The organism is Staphylococcus sp. GDY8P47P (assembly GCF_016892225.1).
Classification (GTDB): Bacteria; Bacillota; Bacilli; order Staphylococcales; family Staphylococcaceae; genus Staphylococcus; species Staphylococcus borealis.
This window is the reverse complement of sequence record NZ_JAFENV010000015.1, coordinates 1-21645: the sequence shown is the minus strand read 5'-3', so window position 1 is coordinate 21645 and position 21645 is coordinate 1. Positions and strand designations below refer to the sequence as shown.

General features: G+C 34.7%; 14 protein-coding genes and 1 other RNA gene. 2 read left to right on the top strand and 13 right to left on the bottom strand.

The annotated features are described in order from the left end of the window. The 10 genes from JVV30_RS06170 to JVV30_RS06125 all read right to left on the bottom strand — a co-directional run. A partial coding sequence (locus JVV30_RS06170) for a hypothetical protein (RefSeq protein WP_204193670.1) occupies positions 1 to 3147 on the bottom strand: 3147 nt, incomplete at its 3' end. 74 nt (positions 3148 to 3221) lie between these two features. Beyond that, the gene (locus JVV30_RS13235; RefSeq protein ID WP_239469327.1) at positions 3222 to 7325 is read right to left on the bottom strand and encodes a YSIRK-type signal peptide-containing protein; all 4104 of its coding nucleotides are present in this window, start codon (positions 7323 to 7325) and stop codon (positions 3222 to 3224) included. A 621-nt stretch (positions 7326 to 7946) separates the two neighbouring features. Continuing rightward, positions 7947 to 8825 (bottom strand): 5'-3' exonuclease, encoded by an 879-nt coding sequence (locus JVV30_RS06160; protein WP_070854866.1) that lies wholly within the window; start codon positions 8823 to 8825, stop codon positions 7947 to 7949. Positions 8826 to 8841: 16 nt separating this feature from the next. Continuing rightward, positions 8842 to 12285: a dynamin family protein gene (locus JVV30_RS06155; protein ID WP_204193669.1), complete on the bottom strand. Its 3444-nt coding sequence runs from the start codon at positions 12283 to 12285 to the stop codon at positions 8842 to 8844. Between the two features lie 192 nt (positions 12286 to 12477). Continuing rightward, positions 12478 to 13116, bottom strand: coding sequence for an SDR family oxidoreductase (locus JVV30_RS06150; RefSeq protein WP_070854868.1), 639 nt, complete (start codon positions 13114 to 13116; stop codon positions 12478 to 12480). A 164-nt stretch (positions 13117 to 13280) separates the two neighbouring features. Further along, entirely contained in the window at positions 13281 to 14414 is a 1134-nt protein-coding gene (locus tag JVV30_RS06145; RefSeq protein ID WP_053029415.1) for a THUMP domain-containing class I SAM-dependent RNA methyltransferase, read from the bottom strand. A gap of 120 nt (positions 14415 to 14534) precedes the next feature. Next, an RNA gene (gene rnpB, locus JVV30_RS06140) (RNase P RNA component class B) lies at positions 14535 to 14918 on the bottom strand. 131 nt (positions 14919 to 15049) lie between these two features. Beyond that, entirely contained in the window at positions 15050 to 15388 is a 339-nt protein-coding gene (gpsB, locus tag JVV30_RS06135; protein WP_053029416.1) for a cell division regulator GpsB, read from the bottom strand. A gap of 10 nt (positions 15389 to 15398) precedes the next feature. After that, a complete protein-coding gene (locus tag JVV30_RS06130; RefSeq protein ID WP_070854869.1) occupies positions 15399 to 15962 on the bottom strand; it encodes an SLOG family protein in 564 nt (187 codons plus the stop codon). Between the two features lie 10 nt (positions 15963 to 15972). Further along, positions 15973 to 16311 (bottom strand): DUF1798 family protein, encoded by a 339-nt coding sequence (locus tag JVV30_RS06125; RefSeq protein ID WP_070854870.1) that lies wholly within the window; start codon positions 16309 to 16311, stop codon positions 15973 to 15975. 292 nt (positions 16312 to 16603) lie between these two features. Between JVV30_RS06125 and recU the strand changes: the two genes are divergently transcribed. Next, complete coding sequence (gene recU, locus JVV30_RS06120) at positions 16604 to 17230, top strand: Holliday junction resolvase RecU (protein WP_053029419.1); 627 nt, start codon at positions 16604 to 16606, stop codon at positions 17228 to 17230. Next, the gene (locus tag JVV30_RS06115; protein ID WP_204193667.1) at positions 17227 to 19488 is read left to right on the top strand and encodes a transglycosylase domain-containing protein; all 2262 of its coding nucleotides are present in this window, start codon (positions 17227 to 17229) and stop codon (positions 19486 to 19488) included. The genes recU and JVV30_RS06115 overlap by 4 nt, the downstream gene beginning before the upstream one ends. A 336-nt stretch (positions 19489 to 19824) precedes the next feature. Here JVV30_RS06115 and JVV30_RS06110 read toward each other — a convergent pair whose 3' ends face one another. Genes JVV30_RS06110 through JVV30_RS06100 form a run of 3 tightly spaced genes read right to left on the bottom strand, consistent with a single transcriptional unit; the run spans position 19825 to position 21505 of the window. Further along, the gene (locus JVV30_RS06110; RefSeq protein ID WP_070854872.1) at positions 19825 to 20154 is read right to left on the bottom strand and encodes a YpoC family protein; all 330 of its coding nucleotides are present in this window, start codon (positions 20152 to 20154) and stop codon (positions 19825 to 19827) included. Between the two features lie 21 nt (positions 20155 to 20175). After that, positions 20176 to 20829: an endonuclease III gene (gene nth, locus JVV30_RS06105; RefSeq protein ID WP_053029422.1), complete on the bottom strand. Its 654-nt coding sequence runs from the start codon at positions 20827 to 20829 to the stop codon at positions 20176 to 20178. Further along, positions 20819 to 21505 (bottom strand): DnaD domain-containing protein, encoded by a 687-nt coding sequence (locus JVV30_RS06100; protein ID WP_070854873.1) that lies wholly within the window; start codon positions 21503 to 21505, stop codon positions 20819 to 20821. The genes nth and JVV30_RS06100 overlap by 11 nt, the downstream gene beginning before the upstream one ends. Positions 21506 to 21645: the final 140 nt, after the last annotated feature.

Sequence of the window (21645 nt, the reverse complement as noted above, 5' to 3'; positions counted from 1 at the left end):
ATTACCCTCAGGAATAGGTTTTGTCGGTGTAATTGTGACATGACCTGTATTATCTGTCGTACCTGAACCGATAACATTACCGTCTTTATCTAATAATTCCACTTTCGTATTTGGATCTGTAGTAACTTCAACAGGATCAGTAGTTGTCGCTTTACCAGTTAAATCGCTAGTAACCACAGGCGCCGTTGGCGGAGTTGTGTCAGTCGCTTTTTTCGGTTGAGACATAGAACTATTCGGATGTTCCGCATTATCAGTCGCCTTGGCAGTGACGTTACCTTCAGGAATAGGTTTTGTCGGTGTAATTGTGACATGTCCCGTATCATCTGTAGTACCGGAACCAATCACATTGTTATCTTTATCAAGTAACTCAACACGTGTATACGGATCAGTCGTTACGGTAATTGGTGTTTGAGTCGTTGCTTTACCAGTTAAATCATTCGTCACAATAGGTTCCGTCGGAGGTGTTGTATCTGTCGCTTTCTTAGGTGCAGAAGTTGAGACATTTGGATGTTCTGCATTGTCATAATCTTTCGCAGAGACATTACCTTCAGGAATAGGTTTTGTCGGTGTAATTGTGACATGCCCCGTATTATCTGTCGTACTCGAACCAATAACATTACCATCTTTATCCAATAATTCCACTTTTGTATTCGGATCTGTAGTAACTTCAACAGGATCAATAGTTGTCGCTTTACCAGTTAAATCGCTAGTAACCACAGGCGCCGTTGGTGGAGTTGTGTCAGTTGCTTTAACAGGATCAGACGTAGAACTATTCGGATGTTCCGCGTTATCCGTTGCTTTTACAGTGACATTACCTTCAGGAATAGGCACCGTTGGTGTAATTATCGCATGCCCCGTACTATCTGTGGTACCAGAGCCAATAACATTACCATCTTTATCCAGTAATTCCACTTTAGTATTCGGATCGGTCACAACTTCAACAGGATCTTTCGTACCTGCTTTGCCATCTAGAGTTCCAACAACAGAAGGTTTCACCGGAGGTGTTACGTCAGTTGCTTTTTTCGGTTGAGACGTAGAACTATTCGGATGTTCTGCATTATCAGTCGCCTTCGCAGTGACGTTACCTTCAGGGATAGGTTTCGTCGGTGTGATAGTGACATGCCCCGTACTATCTGTGGTACCAGAGCCAATAACATTACCGTCTTTATCCAATAATTCTACTTTCGTATTTGGATCTGTAGTAACTTCAACAGGATCAGTAGTTGTCGCTTTACCAGTTAAATCGCTAGTAACTACAGGCGCCGTTGGCGGAGTTGTGTCAGTCGCTTTTTTCGGTTGAGACGTAGAACTATTCGGATGTTCTGCATTGTCATAAGCTTTCGCAGTAACATTACCTTCAGGAATAGGCTTCGTCGGTGTAATCGTGACATGACCTGTATTATCTGTGATACCAGAGCCAATAACATTACCATCTTTATCCAATAATTCTACTTTCGTATTTGGATCTGTAGTAACTTCAACAGGATCAGTAGTTGTCGCTTTACCAGTTAAATCACTTGTAACTATAGGTGCTGTTGGCGCAGTCGTGTCAGTCGCTTTTTTCGGTTGAGAAGTAGAACTATTTGGATGTTCTGCATTGTCGTAAGCTTTTGCAGTAACATTACCTTCAGGAATAGGTTTCGTCGGTGTAATCGTGACATGACCTGTATTATCTGTGGTACCAGAGCCAATAACATTACCATCTTTATCTAGTAACTCCACTTTCGTATTCGGATCTGTAGTAACTTCAACAAGATCAGTAGTTGTCGCTTTACCAGTTAAATCAGTATTAACGATTGGGCTACCTGGAGGTGTTGTGTCAGTCGCTTTTTTCGGTTGTGATGTAGAACTATTTGGATGTTCTGCATTATCAGTCGCTTTTTTCGGTTGAGACGTAGAACTATTCGGATGTTCTGCATTGTCGTAAGCTTTTGCAGTAACATTACCTTCAGGAATAGGTTTCGTCGGTGTAATCGTGACATGACCTGTATTATCTGTCGTACCTGAACCGATAACATTACCGTCTTTATCCAATAATTCTACTTTCGTATTCGGATCTGTAGTAACTTCAACAGGATCAGTAGTTGTCGCTTTACCAGTTAAATCGCTAGTAACCACAGGCGCCGTTGGCGCAGTCGTGTCAGTCGCTTTTTTCGGTTGAGAAGTAGAACTATTTGGATGTTCTGCATTATCAGTCGCTTTAGCACGTACATTACCTTCAGGGATAGGCACCGTTGGTGTAATCGTAACTCGACCCGTACTATCTGTCGTACCCGAACCAATCACGTTGTTATCTTTATCAAGTAACTCAACACGTGTATTCGGGTCTGTCGTAACCGTAATTGGTGTTTTAGTCGTTGCTTTACCAGTTAAATCGTTTGTCACAACTGGTTCCGTCGGAGGTGTAGTATCTGTTGCTTTCTTAGGTGCAGAAGTTGAGACATTTGGATGTTCCGCATTATCGTAAGCTTTCGCAGTTACATTACCTTCCGGTATAGGTTGAGTTGGCGTAATGATGACATGACCATTAGCACCTGTAGTCCCTGTTCCAATTACGTGATTATCTTTATCTAATAACTCAATACGAGTATTCGGATCAGAAGACACATCAACAGGTGTTCGAGTAGTCGCCTTACCAGTTAAGTCAGTATTAACGATTGGGTTACCTGGCGGAGTTGTGTCAGTCGCTTTTTTCGGTTGTGACATAGAACTATTTGGATGTTCTGCATTATCAGTCGCTTTAGCACGTACATTACCTTCAGGGATAGGCACCGTTGGTGTAATTGTAACTCGACCATTACTATCTGTCGTCCCTGAACCAATTACATGATTATCTTTATCAAGTAAATCAACATGCGTATTTGGATCAGTCGTTACTGTAATTGGTGTTTGAGTTGTTGCTTTACCAGTTAAATCGTTTGTCACAATTGGTTCCGTCGGAGGTGTAGTATCTGTTGCTTTCTTAGGTGCAGAAGTTGAGACATTTGGATGTTCCGCATTATCATAAGCTTTCGCAGTTACATTACCTTCCGGTATAGGTTGAGTTGGCGTAATGATGACATGACCATTAGCACCAGTAGTCCCTGTTCCAATTACGTGATTATCTTTATCTAATAACTCAATACGAGTATTTGGATCAGAAGACACATCAACAGGTGGTTCGAGTAGTCGCCTTACCAGTTAAGTCAGTATTAACGATTGGACTACCTGGAGGCGTTGTATCAGTCGCTTTCTTCGGTTGAGAAAGTAGAACTGTTCGGATGTTCTGCATTATCAGTCGCTTTAGCACGTACATTACCTTCAGGGATAGGCACCGTTGGTGTAATTGTAACTCGACCAGTGCTATCTGTCGTACCCGAACCAATGACATGATTATCTTTATCAAGTAACTCAACACGTGTATTCGGGTCTGTCGTTACTGTAATTGGCGTTTTAGTCGTTGCTTTACCAGTTAAATCATTCGTAACAACTGGTTCCCTAGGTGGCGTCGTATCTGTTGCTTTGACTGGATCAGACATAGAACTATTCGGATGTTCTGCATTATCTGTTGCCTTGGCAGTGACATTACCTTCCGGAATAGGACGAATTGGTGTGATTGTAACATGACCATTCGCTGCCGTAGTTCCAGTTCCAATGACATTACCATCTTTGTCTAAAAGTTGTACGTTTGTATTTGGATCCGTAATAACTTCAATCGGTGTTAAAGTAGTCGCCTTTCCACCTAAAGGTGTAGTAACTCTAGGTTTAGTTGGAGGCGTCGTATCCGTCGCTTTGACTGGATCAGACGTAGAACTATTTGGATGTTCTGCATTATCTATAGCCTTGGCAGTGACATTACCTTCCGGGATAGGGCGAGTTGGCGTGATTGTAACACGTCCATTAGTACCAGTCGTACCCGAACCAATGACATTACCGTCTTTGTCTAAAAGTTGTACGTTTGTATTTGGATCCGTAATTACTTCAATCGGTGTTAAAGTAGTCGCCTTTCCACCTAAAGGTGTAGTAACTCTAGGTTTAGTTGGTGGCGTCGTATCTGTTGCTTTGACTGGATCAGACATAGAACTATTCGGATGTTCCGCATTATCAATTGCTTTAGCTGTAACATTACCTTCAGGAATAGGTCTTGTCGGTGTAATATTGACACGACCTGAACTATCCGTAGTTCCAGTTCCTATGATTTGCCCATTTTTATCTAATAATTGAACATTCGTATTCGGATCTGTTGTAACTGTAACAGGGTCAGTCGTACCTGCTTTTCCTCCTAAAGGTGAAGTAACTCTAGGTTTAGTTGGTGGCGTCGTATCCGTCGCTTTTCTAGGTGCAGACGTTGAAACATTGTTAGCTGGGTCATAAGCTTTCGCAATGACATTACCCTCTACAATAGGAGTTGTAGGAGTGATAATTACATGCCCATTTCCGTCAGTTGTACCAGTACCTATAACACGCCCATTTTTGTCGATTAAATCAACTCTCGTATTCGGATCCGTTGTAACGGTAATTGGCGTTAAAGTTGTTGCTTTTCCTGTTAAATCTGTATCTACAGTTGGAACAGTTGGTGGAATGGTATCTGTTACTGGTACATGATCAGAATCGATTGAGTTTGGTGTTTCTGCACCATCTGTAGCACGTGCATAGATTTTTCCTAAAGGTAGTGGCTCTCTTGGCGTAATTATACCGTGACCGTCCATTCCAGTAAGAACTACACCATAACTTTTACCATTTTCATCAAAGATTTCTACTCTAGTCAATACATCCGTAGAAACATCAATAGGCGTTCTTGTACCTACTTTATTAACTAAATTTGTATTAATTACTGGTTTTCTAGGTGGTGTTGTATCGGTAACATGTCTAGGATCAGATGTTGCATTATTAGTTTCATCAGTTTGATCATATGCTTTCGCAGTGATATTACCCTCGAAAAGATAATGATCAAGGGTAATATTAACATGTCCGTTAGAGCCTGTAATACCACGTCCAATGACATTATTATTTTTATCTAATAGTTCAACTCGCGTATTTGGAGTAGATGTAATGTCGATAACTGGTGTAGAGAAAGCTTTACCCGCAACATTTGTATTAATTACTGGTTTCATTACAGGAATAAGCGTTGTCGCTTGAACAGGTATTGAAACCGAACTATTTGGATGTAAAGCATTATCAGTTGCTTTCGCAGTAACATTACCTTCTGGGATAACACGATCTGGAGTAATTACTACGTGACCACTACTATCTGTTGTACCAGCACCAAAAATACGGCCATTTTTATCTATTAATGCAACATGCGTATTTGGATCAGTAGAAACATCAATCGGTGTTAATGTACCAGCTTTGTAAACTAGTCGTGTGTTAATTACAGGTGTTGTAGGTGGTGTTGTGTCAGTTGCAAATTTAGGATCAGATGTTGAAACTTTTGATTCATCACTGTGATTATATGCTTTTGCAGTGACATTACCTTCAGGTATAGGACTAGTTGGCGTAATGTAAGCATGTCCATTAGAACCTGTCGTACCTGTACCAATTTTATTACCGTTTTTATCGAAAATTTCTACTTTAGTATTCGGATCAGTAGATACATCAATAACTGTTGTCGTTGTTGCTTTACCTACTAAATCAGAGTTAATTGTTGGTTTCACTGGTGGTTGGTTCTCGATAGATGGCAGTGCACTATCTTCAGGTAATATACGACCTGATAAAACTGTATAAGCAGATTTACTTACACCACCCATAGCAGCTGTATTAGCATATGACCAAGCATTTTCTAGCTCGGCATTTGTAACATTATCTCTTAATTTAACTTCAAGATGCATATGATACGCACGATTTGCGCCTTCTGGATGGTTAGGATCTACTTGAATACCAATACCATAGTTCCATCCACTGTAAATGCCTCGTTGATCTTCAACTGCTCTTCTCAAGTCAGGATTATTTCTATTTGAATGGAAATATTCGTTTGCATCACTATTAAAGCTTCTGCCTGGACGAACACCGAAACTAAGATAAAATGTTGTATGACCAAAATCGCGTTGATTACTTCTTAACATATCAATCATTTGTGTACTATTATCTGGATCGATAATAAAATCGCTAGGTGATTCACTTAATAGACTATTTCTACCACTTCTTTTTTCATAAGCTGCGTAAGATAGATTTCTAACTGAATCGCTCGCAAATGAACCATCTGAGTTCAATTTCATTACTTTATATGGTAATAGTAAGGCCATCCCTAAACGTTGTTGTGACCCAGGTGATATAAAGTTAACGCCGTCATTATTGAAGAATACATCATAAACTAAGTATTTTGAATTACCTTCATTTTTATAATAAGCACGCATTACGGTCTTTCTAGAAGTAATACTTTCCACACCGTTTCTTTGTTGACCAGTACCAAGCGCTCTACCATCAGGTAAAGAAGCATAGTTTCGTTGATATACAATAACGTTTCTTCCAGCATTCCAACGGCTATTCAATGTAGTAAATCTAAAGTTCGTTCCTTTATCGATTTGTTGGCCATTTCTTGGATCACGTTTACCTGAATGTGATCGAGTAATCACATTGGCTAATGAATTGCGAGTTCGCTCTAATCTCTTAGCTAAATCTAAAAGTGATTGTTGTGATACATCGCTAGATTGAATAATATGATGACTTTCAACTATTAACTTTTTAGCTTCTTCAATATGAGGATTTGAAGGTTCTAAAGTTTCAACTTCTGGCAATTTACTTTGAATTTCATTTGTCAGGTTAGTCAATTTAGATACGTTTTTACTATCACTCTTCTGTACGTTATCCACCTTAGATGCTTTAAGCATGTCCGGATTGTCTGCTAATTGTTTAGATGATTTTGAGTTAGAGTATTCAACTGATTGTTTACTTTGATTCGATGATTCTTTCTCAACGTTTAATGAAGATTTTTTCTCCAGCACTTTATTTTTTTCATCTTTAACGACTGTCGGAGATTCCTCTATCTTTTCTTTAATTGGTGAAGATGTCGAATTAGTAATTTCTTTTTTGCTTGTTTGAGTTTCTAAAGTATTTTTTTCTGTCGTTATCTTGTCATCTTGTTTTGACTGCTTATTGATTTCTGCAGCTTGATCAGAAGTTTGATCATTTTGAATTGTTATTGCATCATTTTGAGAACTATTTATGTCTCGGGTTGCTTGTGTATCAGTATTTGTCTTAGCTTTTTCTACGGTAGCATTAGCATTCTCACTTGCATGCGCTTGATCCGTATGCGTCCCTAGAAATACGAGCGTGGCAATTAAAGTTGAGAATGTTCCCACTGCATACTTTCGGATACTGAATTTCTGCAATTTATCTCGATGATTCATTGATGCGCGTCTCTCCTATTCTATGTTGTATATTCTTGATGTTGATGTTATGAGCATGATTGAAAAGTAATTCCGATAACACATAGCTCAATATCAAAAAGGTTGATAATTAAGTTACCGTTATTATTGTCAAAATTTTAAGTGTCACTTTAACACAAAAAAATTACTCGACAAAAGTTTTACAACTCCTCTCGGGTATTAAATTTCAATTATCATTATGAAATGAACAATTCAATTGTTGTTCTCTTTAATTGTAGCACTAATTCAATTCACTGTGAATTAGAATTTTTATCAATAAAATAAATTAATTTATGAATTGAGCGGCATTTAAAATTAATAAAAAATAAAGAGTGGGACAGAATTCTGTTTAAATTCGTCATCCACTCCTATCTTGCTTTGTTTATAAAATGTATTAGTAAAATGCACTTTGCTGGGACCCCGACTCCCAACTTGCTTTGCTAGTAGAATTTCTTAGTGGAATTCTCTTTGTTGGGGCCCCCGCCCGCAAGGATGCCTAGAACTGAGAAAAGCTCGATTTAAACGCCTTCTCAGTTCAGTCAACTACTGCAAATTTCCAAAATACATCATTATTTTATATATGTTCCAGACTCATTGCGTCCGTTATAACTTCGATGAAATATATTTACCTGATACATATAGTTCATGTTCATTACAAATTGAAAGTATGTGATTAATTGAATGTGCGTAAGCCATATCTTTATATATTTCTATACTATTAAGTGGTACTTCAGTATATATTTCGGCTAGGCGTTTGGATAAAGTTAAGTTATCTTTATCACTTTCAATTTTCTTGCGTTGTGCAGGTGTTAATTTATCAATATTAGAAAGCACATTTTCGACACTTCCATAGGTTTGAATTAATTTGAGAGCTGTTTTCTCGCCTATCCCTTTTACACCGGGATATCCGTCTGCACTATCACCCATAAATGCTTTAATATCAATCAGTTGTTGCGGATTTAACTGATATTCATCATTGAAACGTGTTAAAGTATAGCGATTATATATGTTAAATCCTTTTTTAATTAGCCACACTTCTACTTTTTCATTGATGCATTGTAAGATGTCTTTGTCTCCAGTGATGATGTGAACTTCATTATTTTTTGAAAAAGATTTTGCAAGCGTACCTATAACATCATCAGCTTCATAATTTGTCATACCTACATTAATGAAACCAAATTGATCTGAAATGTCTTTGACATAATCAAATTGAGGTATGAGTTCTTCTGGAGGCGCTGGACGGTTTTGCTTATAAGCGCTATACATCTCATTTCTAAATGTTGATTGTCCCATATCCCAGCAAACTGCAACATGGCTAGGTTTAATCTCATTAATTGCTGTAAAAATATGTCTGACAAATCCTTGGATACCATTGGTTGGTACCCCTTTTGAATTATACATAAATTGTTTGTGTAAACTAGTTGCATAGAAATGTCTAAAAAGTAAAGCCATTCCATCCACTAATAGGACACGATTTTCCATAGATTGTGCCTTCTTTCTATTTTAATAGTGCATTTAATTTTTGATGCGCTGTTTGTAATTGTTCAATTAAAGTATTGTCCAAATTAAATGATACTAATTCATCAATTTGGCTTTGAATCGCACCTTCAAGTTGCGCAAATTTATCTTCTGCCTCTTCATTCATTGAGGCAACAAATTGAATTAATGCTTGTCTGAATTCACTCATTTGATTTTGTAATAATTCAAGTGTGCTTATACTAATTTGTTCTTGCAATGCTCTTTGAGTATTAGGATTAAGAATTCTTCGTTTAGTTAATTGTTTAGGTAATGCAGCAAGCATATCGTTTAAATCTATACGTAAAAATGCTTTTTCAGTAAATTCAGGCGTGACATTAAACTCAGGATTAATAAACACATGCAATTGGTTTAATTTTTGTAGTATTGGTGCGACTTGATCGCTAAGTTGATGATTATAATATTTTTTTATACGCTCAACTAATAGACTTTGTTCCAAATACAGGCGTTGGTGAATTTGGTCTAAAAATGTTTTAGAAGAAATTTTCTTTTCATCATTAAAATCACTATTTTGAGTCATTTGACTATTATAAACACGTTTAACATCATCTAATAATTGTAACTTTAATCTTCCATTTAAATGATAAATCTGATCTTCAACCTCATTATTAGTATGTTGTTCCGTAGTCATTAACAATTGATTTGATAATCTTTGCTTATTTTGATATTGCTTTAATTGCTGTTGACGTTGCTCAATATGAGATTGGTTTGTTTGATAGTCATGAATCATTTCTTCAAAAGAAAGATTGATTTGTTCAAGCTGCTTAACCATTTGTTGTTCTAATATACGATTTGAATCTATTTCTACAAATTGATCAATACTTTGTCGCAATTGATCAATGCCTTCATCGCTTTGTTTCAGTGCTAGTCTACTTGAAACGCCAAAGATATCCGATTTTAGGTTGACTTGAGTGAGCGCATCTTTAACATAATGTTTCACAGCGTTTAAATCATCAGAGCTTTCTGCTAAGTCTACCGCGTTGATGACCATTTTAAATGCTTGATTTTCATTAAGTTGATTCATTTCTTTCATATGTTCAATAAAATGCTTATCGTTATCAGTAAAGGAATGATTAAAATAACTCACATATAAAATTAAGTCAGATGAAGTCAAAATTTGTTCAGTTTCATTTGTATGTCGTTGATTATTAGAATGTAGACCTAGAGAATCAACAATGATTTTACCTTTAAGCCATTCTATCGGTAAATTGATATGGACAGTCTTAACAAATGTAGCGAATTCATCTTGGGCACTCCATTTCTTAATTTCTTCTCGAGAAATCACATGTTTGGTACCTTCTGCTAACATATCTTTATACATCGAATAATGTTTTTGAACTGCGCTTACAAAGGCAAGTTGGTTCTTTTCTAATTTACGCTTTAAACGTTGAATATCAGAATAGATAAATGAGTCAAGTGTTTCAAAAGAAACATCGTGATATTCAATTAGTTGATTAAGTTCGTTTAATAATTGTTCTTCAGTTTTAAGTGTAATCTGACTATTCTCTCCATATGATAATTCAGTCGTCGCTGCTGTAGTTGGATTTGGTGAACTTACTAAATATTGTCCACCTAATAAAGCGTTAATTAAACTACTTTTACCTGCGCTGAATGTGCCGAACATACCAATTTTAACTAACTTATTGTCTAATCGCTCTAATGTATCTTTAATATCTTTTTTCGTTCTTTCAAATAAAGGTACAGGATTAATAATATCCAATGCTGCTTGAATATTAACTTCATTAATGTGATTAACATTCGAATGATGATTTGATGCGTCCTCATCGTTTGTGATAACCTGTTCGGTATCCTCGAGAACATAATTTGCCTCAGTTCTACCTATTAATTTATCTAAAGAATCTTCCATATGGATATAATAATGTAAATAATTCTTAGTAGTTAGAGATGATTTTAAATTTTGTAACTCTAGATAATGCTCGTAGATTTGTAAGTCATCAGTCGTCTCCTCAGTTAGATCTTGCGCTTGTGTATACTTAATTGCTTTATCAAACAATGGATTAGATTGTTTTTCTACATCATTTCTGATTGCTTTTAGCACGTCATCACTGAAAGTAAGTACATACGTATTACTTATACTCGTTTGAGGTTGATATAAATTTGAGATTAAACTTGAATCAATATCATAATGCTGATTTAGAATGTCATGATTCACCTCGGAATTATTAATAAAGCGAGTTAAGAACGACATATCTTCTCTTAGAGGTTGTCGAATTTGTTGATTCATCTTATCTTGTAATTTAGTTACAACATTTTGTAGGCGCGCTTCTTGTTCTTCTTGCTTTTTCTTCTTTTTGTTTAAGAAGCCTCCAACTTTAAAATCATCGCTCATACTTTCAAGGTATTGTCTAATTTCTTCACGCATGTCATGCGTCATTATATATGCATTATCTAATACATCTTTACGCTTTTGTTTTAAAAAGCTTAATAATTGATCAGGATTATTCAATAGTCTAGCTTCTTCGCTAACAGCTTGATTTTGTTGAAACTTGGCATAAGCTTGTTCAAATTCATCTTCATTAATGTTAAGTTGTTCCAATATATCTTGTAGCTCATTTTGAATATATCCTAATTGTGCTTCTGTAATGAATTTCACTGTACGATTGACATATTCTTCAATAGCTTCTCTGTTATTATCTTTCTCTACTAAATACTGAGAGAGACGTGATAGTTCATTTTCAGGGTGATCGAATTTAGACACATAAAAGATATCTGTTAGATTAATCTCCCAATCCTCAATTGACTTATTGACTCTCTCTTTAAAAGTTCCAAATGTAATTTCATCTTCATTATGTTTATCAATTTGATTAATGATAAAGATGACAGGAATCCCTACATCATTCATTCGTTTAATAAATTGAAAATTTAACGCTGATTGTACATGATTATAATCTACTGTATAGAATAGAATATTACTTGTGTACATGAATTGTTCAGTAGTGGATTGATGTGTAGCAACGTTTGAATCTACGCCAGGTGTATCTTGCAAAGTAAAGCCATTTTTAAATTTTGCAGATGGAAAATTAATCTCAACAGATTCTACATCTACATTTAAACGGTTCATTTTTTTAACTTCATCATAAGTTTTTAATTTAGAATATTGTTGATTTTCTAAATTAGCTATAATACCTTGTTTATCTGAAACAGATACAATTGCAGTATTACTTGTTGTTGGTACTGGTGAACTTGGAAGAATATCTTGTTCTAATAATAAGTTGATTAAAGTTGATTTACCCGCTGAAAAGTGCCCTACAAAAGAAGCAGTATATTGATTTAAATATACTTTTTTAATGACTTGATTAATGGTATGTACTAAAGTTGAGTTTTTAGATTTTTCAACTTCTTTTTTTAATTTATATAAAATATCCAGTTGTTCATTATTAGCCATGCTAAGTCCCCTTTATTTCAAACATTCTAATAAAAAAAGTAAGAGCCTGAGACATACTAAATGTAACAGGCTATTTTAACAGTGGTAGTATTCTATAGAATAGAATGAACGGCATTACAATATCAATTCTGCCAAGCTACCTATTTATTAAATTTTATCACAACACTTGTTTGAAACAAATATAAAGAATTGTTAATTAAACCAAGCAGGTTTATCCCCATCAGTGTTTGGTTTATTAACACCAATATTTTCTTTTGAGTACAGTTCTGGGTTTTTAGCAATGCGGACAGCTAAACTTGCAACACTTCGACGTGAAACTTCTGTTCCTTTAAATTGAGCATCTTTTGAAGTAACTTCGTAATCTGTTTCATTCTTAAATGTAAGCCAAGCAGGACGTATAATTGTATAATCTAGTGTTGACGCTTCAATAATGTCTGCTGCTTTACGATATTTAGTTAATTTTTCTCCAAATTGAGATTTATTAAATGCATTAAATTTAGGTGGTAATTCATCATAAATCCCAGGGGCAGCTACAAAGATTAGACGTTTTACATCTTTTTTAGACATTGCATCTACAATCGCTTGTGCTTCAACATCTAATGAACCAGATAGGCTCGCAAAGACAACATCAACTTTATCTAATGCTTGTTCTAAATCTTCCGCATTTTTTGCATCGCCTTCATATACTGTCACTCGATTTGATGCATAATCTGGAATTCGATGTGCATTTCTTAAAAATAAATCAACATTAAAGTTTGAATCCTCTAAAAATATTTTAGTAGCCTCGATAGAGACCTTACCGTTTGCGCCAATAATTAAAACTGTTTGCATATGATTTCTCTCCTAACTATGATGTTTAAAATATATGTAGTTGTATCTAAATTTAACACTCTTACTATCACTTTACATCAGTAATAATAAGAGCGCTAATGAATTGATTAAATTAATTAAATATTATTAGATACAGCAAGAAAAATTTACAAATTTAATAAAAATTATATAGTAGTTGGTTTTTTACCCCAATATTGATAATACGTACATTCAATATAACCATTGAATAATTTTCTTCTCTTAGTCGCTTTTCGATTAACTAAGAATTCGAATTCTTTGTTGCTAGTAAGAATGTAGGTTGATAGATGTGCATGTTGATTCATCAACTTACCAATATAGCGATACATTTCTTCAACTTCTTCTCTATCCCCAATACGTTCGCCATACGGAGGGTTCCCAACTAAAGCAACAGGGCTATCCGTATCAATTGTTAATGTATTAACATCTTTCACACTAAATTGAATAATATCTGCTAAGCCGACTTCTTCAGCATTACGTTTAGCAATTTCAACCATTTCAGGATCTATATCGGATGCAAATACTTGAATATCTTTATCATAATCTGCTTGCTGATCAGCTTCGTCTCTCATTTCATCATATATATTAGGTGGCATAATATTCCATTCTTCAGAAACGAAATCACGATTGAATCCAGGTGCGATATTTTGCGCAATTAAACAGGCTTCTATCGCAATGGTACCTGAACCACAGAATGGATCAATGAAAGGTGTATCTCCTTTCCAATTTGCTAATCGAACTAAACTTGCAGCAAGTGTTTCTTTAATAGGTGCTTCCCCTTGAGCAATTCGGTAGCCACGTCGATTCAAACCAGAGCCTGATGTATCAATGGTTAGTAAGACGTTATCTTTTAAAATAGCTACTTCAACAGGATATTTCGCGCCACTTTCGTTTAACCAACCTTTTTCATCGTATGCTTTCTTTAAGCGTTCCACAATTGCTTTTTTTGTGATTGCTTGGCAGTCTGGCACGCTATAAAGTGTAGATTTAACACTTCTACCTTGAACAGGAAATTGGCCTTCTTTATCAATAATGTCTTCCCAAGGTAATGATTTCGTCTTCTCAAAAAGTTCATCAAATGTTTTGGCATTGAAGCGGCCCACTACGATTTTAATACGATCAGCTGTACGCAACCATAAATTACATTTTACAATCGCTTTAGCATCACCTTCGAAAAAGATGCGCCCATTTTCAACTTGTGTTTCATATCCGAGTTCTTGAATTTCTTTGGCAACAACAGCCTCTAATCCCATAGGACAAACTGCTAATAATTGGAACATGACGTGATCTCCTTTTTTATAATTACATTTTTATGTTAACAAATATTTAAAATTTTATGTATGATTAGAAAAAAATAAAAGCTCTCCAATCAATGGGAGAGCTAAACTAGTTCATGATATTTCTGTAAGCCATGTTCTGTACCGTTGTACTCATATCGTACACTAGTTGTACTGGTACGTCGGTGGTAACCATCTGTCTACATATCTTTATATTTCGAATAAAGACGTCTCGTTTATACGTTGAATTCCGCTAAACAAGTGCTCCTACCAAATTTGGATTGCTCACTCGAGGGGTTTACCGCGTTCCACCCTTCTTATTTCTAAGAAGGCTACGTCACTGTGGCACTTTCAAACTACTTTAACCGTATCATTAGACTTAGGTTATTTCGTTGCCGTCAAATTAATGCCTTGATTTATTGTTTCATCAAGCACGAACACTACAATCATCTCAGATTGTGTGAGCATGGACTTTCCTCTATATTGCTATAGCGATTACCCAAAATATCACTTTTGCGATTATATCATAATTATCTATACTATTACAGATATTTTTGTAGATTGACTATTGTTTAGTGAAAATGACGCTACACAATAGTTATCTATTATTACATTCATTAAATCTAAAGACGCTTACATTACTTTCCAAATACAGCTTTTTCTAAGTTAGAAATTCGTTTTAAAATATCAACATTATTGTTTGATGAATTAGCGTTGTTTGAAGAAAATGATTTATTGTCAGAAGGTCTTGATGTTGCCACTCTTAGTCTTAATTCTTCAACTTCTTTTTTTAGTTTGTTATTTTCTTCAGACAATTTTACAACTTCATTATTCATATCAGCCATTTTTTGATAGTCTGTAATGATATCATCTAGGAAAGCATCTACTTCCTCACGACGATAACCACGGGCCATAGTTTTTTCGAAATCTTTTTCATAGATATCTTTTGCTGAAAGCTTTAAAGAAACATCTGCCATTTTTTCCACCTCATTCGAAACTTTGATCTTGCTCCCACTGCATGTCATTTATAAAATCAGTGAGTTCATCAAATGCCACAATATCACAAGTATAGTTTGTTTTATCTATAAAATCAACTAACATCCTTTTAAAGAATTTCGGGCTTCCTTCTTGCTCATCATCATATATAAGTAAAGACATATCAGAGTGATCTAGCATAAATTGATCTGTTTGTTTGAACTGATACGGCCCCTCATATTCTGAATGATGAACACTTTCCATAAAATCAGCTTCTTGCGCAATCTTATTATACTTCATTTGATTTTGTTCATTCCACTTCGACGTATGTCCGTAAAACGGTGTTATAATGCCTAATTTCAATTCTGGATAATCAGAACGTAAATCGATAACAACCTCAGCAGTCCATAATTCAATGCCAAGTTGACCTTGTATGAGGACCCATTCAAGGCCTTCATCAATATATTGTACTAATTTGTGCTTGAGAAATGCTTTTAAATAATAGACTTCAGGTGCATCATCTTTAAATATATTTAACTCAAATGATTTATATCCTGTAACATACACAGTTTTCATTTGTGCGACATCACCCTTCAATAGTTTGATAAATATATTTTAAATCGTAATTGACTGCTTTTACCTTTTCAGTGAACAACTTTTTACTCGTTCTATGAAAATGGCAGTCGACAGATAATTCTTTATAAGACTTGATAAGTAAATCAAATTTGTTGGCGTTCATATAACTTAGTTGAATAATCTGTGGTTTTAATTTGATTAGGCTTTCTAATTTAGCATCTATCATTTGCGAGTATGGATAAACCACATTGTAAAAATCATAATCATTTTGTGAAACTTTCACGTTATTAAAGCGTTCTTCAATTGTTTGTAGTTCATTGAGTAAGTCATTTATTGTTTTTGTATCCATGAAGACGCCCTCCTTATATCCAATTTAATTTATCATAATTTAAACCGACCGTCATTTAATTGATAGCTTCATTAATAGGATAAATACATTGAAATATTGTTTTACCAGATAAATAACGTTAAAATGAAGAAGATTAATAATGAAGTCACTCATGAGTATAAGTGCTTATTTGTTTATGCTTCATTATTATCTATCCTAGTTTGAAATTACAATCCGTAATCACTTAAGGATTAGTTGGTATTAGTGTTACATATCCACTATTAAATGTATTCAAACTTGTGTGGTGAATCTAATGAATTACCCTAATGGCAAACCTTTTAAGGGAAATACGACTAAGGTCGGAAGAAATGGCAAATCGAATTCTAGTAATATAGAATATGGTGGCCGTGGTATGACTCTTGAAAAAGATATTGAACGTTCTAACGATTATTATTTAAACCATGGCAAAGCGGTTATACATAAAAAGCCGACACCGGTTCAAATCGTTAATGTTCATTATCCGAAACGAAGTAAAGCAGTTATTAATGAAGCTTACTTTCGTACACCTTCAACTACGGATTATAATGGCGTGTATAATGGTCATTATATTGATTTTGAAGCAAAGGAGACTAAGAATAAAACTTCTTTTCCTTTGAATAACATTCATGATCATCAAGTAGAACATATGAAAAAAGCATTTCTTCAAAAAGGAATTGTATTTTTAATTATAAGATTTAAAATACTTGATGAAGTATATCTATTGCCATTTTCCAAATTCCAAAAATTTTGGGAAAGATATAAAAATGAAATAAAAAAATCAATAACAGTTGAAGAAATAAGAAAAAATAGTTACTATATTCCTTATCAGTATCAACCAAGATTAAATTACCTCAATGCAGTTGATAAGTTGATATTAGATGAAAGTGAGGACCGCGTATGACGGAAAATAAAGGATCTTCTCAACCTAAAAATGGTAAAAATGGGAAGTCCAAAGCAAAAAAGAATAAGAATGTGAAAAGAACGATTATTAAGATTATTGGCTTTTTATTAATCGCCTTTATCGTTTTAGTTCTACTAGGCATTTTATTATTTGCGTACTATGCATGGAAAGCACCTGCATTTACCGAATCTAAATTACAAGATCCTAAACCGGCAGAAATTTACGACAAAAATGGTGACTTGGTTAAAAAATTAGATAATGGCGCAAGACGAGAACATGTTGAATTAAAAGATGTTCCTAAAAATATGAGAAATGCCGTGCTAGCAACTGAAGATAATCGATTCTATGAACATGGTGCAATTGACTATAAACGTTTATTTGGTGCTATTGGTAAAAACTTAACTGGTGGATTTGGTTCACAAGGTGCATCTACCTTAACGCAACAAGTAGTTAAGCGAGCATTTCTAAGTGAAGAGAAATCTATCGGACGTAAAGCCCAAGAAGCTTACCTATCTTATCGTCTAGAGCAAGAGTACAGTAAAGATGAAATTTTTGAAATGTACTTAAATAAAATTTATTACTCAGACGGTGTATACGGTGTTAAAGCTGCAGCTAAATATTACTTCGATAAAGATTTGAAAGATTTAAATCTTGCTGAAGAAGCATATTTAGCAGGTTTACCACAGGTGCCTAACCTTTATAACATTTACGATAATCCTAAACAGGCAGAAAATCGTAAGAACACTGTACTATACTTAATGCATTATCATAATAGAATTTCTGATAAAGAATATAATGATGCTAAGAAAATTAACTTAAAAGCTAATTTAGTAGATCGTACAGCTAAGGAACGTCAAATTGGCACAGATGATTCTGATTCTGAATACGATTCATATGTAAACTTTGTTAAATCTGAATTAATGAACAACAAAGAATTCAAGGATAAAAACTTGGCTGATGTTCTTCAAAGTGGAATCAAAATTTACACTAATATGGATAAAGATGTTCAACAAACATTACAAAATCGTATAGATAATGGTAATTACTACAAAAATGATGACCAACGAGTTGGTTCAGCAATTCTTGATAGTAAAACGGGTGGTCTAGTTGCAATCTCTGGAGGACGTAACTTCAAAGACGTTGTAGATAATAATGCTGCAACAGATGCACACTTAACTGGTTCATCATTGAAACCATTCTTATCTTATGGTCCAGCAATCGAAAATATGCAATGGGCTACAAATCATGCAATTCAAGATGAATCTAGTTATTCAATTGATGGCGGTACATTCCAAAACTATGATGGAAATGGTCATGGAACTGTAACTGCGTATGATGCACTAAGACAAAGTTTCAATATCCCAGCACTTAAAACTTGGCAACAAGTGAATGCACAAGCTGGTGACAATGCAGTTAAGAAATTTGCATCAAAAGTTGGATTAGATTATCAAAGTGATATTGGTCCTTCTGAAGTACTTGGTGGTGGCGCTTCTGAGTTCTCACCTACTCAATTAGCATCTGCATTCGCAGCAATTGCTAATGGTGGTACTTATAATAATGCGCATTCGATTCAGAAAGTTGTAACAGCTGACGATGATACAATTGAGTTTGATCATACGAGTCATAAAGCGATGGAAGACTACACAGCTTACATGTTAGCTGAAATGCTCACAGGTACATTTAAAGCCTATGGTTCAGCATATGGACACGGCGTTTCAGGCGTTACAATGGGTGCTAAAACTGGTACAAGTACTTATGGTACTGAAATTAACCAACAATATAACCTACCTGATAACGCTGCGAAAGACGTTTGGATTAATGGCTTTACACCTAAATACACGATGTCTATCTGGATGGGCTTCAGTGAAATTAAAGAAGGTGGCGTTAACTCATTCTTAGGTCACACAGAACAAGAATATCCACAATTCTTATATGAAGATGTGATGTCAGATATTTCTTCTAGTAATGATGGTGACTTTGAAAAACCAGATTCAGTTAACGGTTCTAGTCCTGATAATTTATCAGTTAGTGGTCATCCTGATAACAACACGACTAATCGTGAAGTAAACGGAAGCAGTGGCTCAAGTACATCAACTAACGCTAACAGTTCAAATAGTAGTAATAGTAACAATAGTAGTAACACTAATTCAGGAAATACGAATAACAATTCATCAACACAAAGTTCAAATAGTTTCGGAAGTACCCTTTCAAATATTTTTAATTTAAATAGTATTTTCGACTTTAAAAAAGCTTCATAGTGTTTTTGAAGTGTTAAATATTTAAATGAAAGACTGGGACATCATTCCTAGTAAAATAGCCAGTAAATGAGTTTTGATAAATTCATTTACTGGCTTGTTTATTTATAATAATTAGTATTGTTGGAGTGCTTGCCTAACTTATTTTGCTTGTAAAATTTCTTAATGAAATGCTTTTTGTTGAGGCCCGGCCGCAAGAATGACTAGAACTGAGACGCGTTTATTTTAAGGGCCTTTATAAAAGCGTATTGCAAGAAATTGAGATCATTAAATTATGACCCTATTTTATGACCTATATCTAAAAATAACGTCTCAATCTCAACGGCTATTATCTTAACTTTAGTCCAAACGCTTCCTTCTAATTTGATACGAAGCATTCATTTTAATTAACTCACTTTTTAGCGTCTTCATTTGACTATAACCCATAAAATGATACTTTCTAGCTAACATATACTGATAGCGTTCCTCGAAGTTCATAGGTACCACTGGATATTGATCTAATAATTTGAAATCAATCGTCTCAATTTCATTTATCTCTTTAAAGAATTGAATGATTAAGTCAAAATATTTATCAATAACCTTTTTAGCTTCATTTGAGTTTAATCTGCGCTGATTAGCAAATTCATCAAGTTGTTCTTCAATTTCTATAAAATCCTGTTTATTAATCATTTAATCAAGCTTTCTAAATTATTATTTTGTTTGTGCTTTCATACGTTTTTGCCCTTCTCTACAATCATCTAGTAAAGGACAAATGTCACACTTAGGCTTTCTAGCTAAGCAATGATAACGACCAAAGAAAATAAGTTGGTGATGACTTTTACTCCATCTTTCTCTAGGAATAATACTGCATAATCGCTCTTCCACTTGGGTAACATTATCTTTCCATCTATTGATACCAAGTCGCTTAGAAACACGCTCAACATGTGTATCAACTGCTAATGAAGGTTCGTCAAATGCTACGCTCATTACAACATTTGCTGTTTTACGTCCAACACCCGCTAAACTTTCTAGCGCTTTATGCGTATTAGGAATGTCACCATTAAATTGGTCGATAAGTGACTGACATAGCTTTTGAATATTTTTAGCTTTATTACGATACAAACCAATGGAACGTATGTCATTTTGCAATTCTTCGATATCAACGTTTAAATAATCTTGAGGCGTTTTATATTTCTGAAAAAGTGTACGCGTGACCTTATTCACTAAGTTGTCTGTACACTGTGCAGATAATAATACCGCAATCGTTAATTCAAAAGCATTATCATGTTTAAGTTCACATTCTGCATCTGGAAACATTTCAGCTATGACATCTATCATTTCAAGTGCTTTCTTTTTACTTATCATCTAATTTCTCCCCATTTAACCAATCAAACTTTGGTATATGTTTAACCGTATGTGTCATAGTTGGTTTGTTAAATTGTTCTCTAACTTTCTTAGATTCTTCAGTCGTTGTTACGTTATTCTTTTTCCAGTTCAATAAAATACGGTCAACATATTTAAAGCTAAGCTTATCATGGCTATATGCTTCATCTAATGCAGCTCGTATTAAAGCAAAATTATGTTGGTCTACATCAATCCATTGATTAAGCGTTTCGATTTCATAAGGAGAAATCGGTCTAGCAAACAAAGTTTCAATGTATTGAAACAAATCTTTGAAATCTTGCTGCGTTTGATTCGTTTTTTGATTTGTTTGTTCCTGAGATAAAATAGTACTTAATTTCTCAAAAAAGCCATCCAAATCCATATATTCAGTAAATTTACCTTCTTCATCCTTTTTCACTTGAAGTTGTAACAAATCTTTTTGAATTAAATGTTGAATAATACTAGTAATTTCCCTTGGCTCCATGTTAGACCCTAATTTTAATTCATCGACGGATGGTTGCTTATTTGATGATTCAGAGGCATAAATCAATTTAATTAAAATGATTAAATCTTTTTCAGTTAGTCCTAATTCACTATAATGATCAAATAATTCTCTTCTAATGACGACAGGACGTTTTTTCAGTTGAAATTTATTCAAATTGATATTCCTCCCTCTTTAAAGTTGAAAAAGCGGGAGTGGGACAGAATTCTTTTTAAATTCGTCGTCCCACCCCAGCGTGCTTTGCTTGTAGAAATTCTTGATGACAATCTCTTTGCTGGGGCCCCGCCCGAAAGGGT

Excerpts from the sequence above, each read along its gene's own strand:
- JVV30_RS13235 (WP_239469327.1), bottom strand. The coding sequence starts at position 7,325 with ATGAATCATCGAGATAAATTGCAGAAATTCAGTATCCGAAAGTATGCA.
- JVV30_RS06160 (WP_070854866.1), bottom strand. The coding sequence starts at position 8,825 with ATGGAAAATCGTGTCCTATTAGTGGATGGAATGGCTTTACTTTTTAGA.
- JVV30_RS06155 (WP_204193669.1), bottom strand. The coding sequence starts at position 12,285 with ATGGCTAATAATGAACAACTGGATATTTTATATAAATTAAAAAAAGAA.
- JVV30_RS06150 (WP_070854868.1), bottom strand. The coding sequence starts at position 13,116 with ATGCAAACAGTTTTAATTATTGGCGCAAACGGTAAGGTCTCTATCGAG.
- JVV30_RS06145 (WP_053029415.1), bottom strand. The coding sequence starts at position 14,414 with ATGTTCCAATTATTAGCAGTTTGTCCTATGGGATTAGAGGCTGTTGTT.
- gpsB (WP_053029416.1), bottom strand. The coding sequence starts at position 15,388 with ATGGCAGATGTTTCTTTAAAGCTTTCAGCAAAAGATATCTATGAAAAA.
- JVV30_RS06130 (WP_070854869.1), bottom strand. The coding sequence starts at position 15,962 with ATGAAAACTGTGTATGTTACAGGATATAAATCATTTGAGTTAAATATA.
- JVV30_RS06125 (WP_070854870.1), bottom strand. The coding sequence starts at position 16,311 with ATGGATACAAAAACAATAAATGACTTACTCAATGAACTACAAACAATT.
- recU (WP_053029419.1), top strand. The coding sequence starts at position 16,604 with ATGAATTACCCTAATGGCAAACCTTTTAAGGGAAATACGACTAAGGTC.
- JVV30_RS06115 (WP_204193667.1), top strand. The coding sequence starts at position 17,227 with ATGACGGAAAATAAAGGATCTTCTCAACCTAAAAATGGTAAAAATGGG.
- JVV30_RS06110 (WP_070854872.1), bottom strand. The coding sequence starts at position 20,154 with ATGATTAATAAACAGGATTTTATAGAAATTGAAGAACAACTTGATGAA.
- nth (WP_053029422.1), bottom strand. The coding sequence starts at position 20,829 with ATGATAAGTAAAAAGAAAGCACTTGAAATGATAGATGTCATAGCTGAA.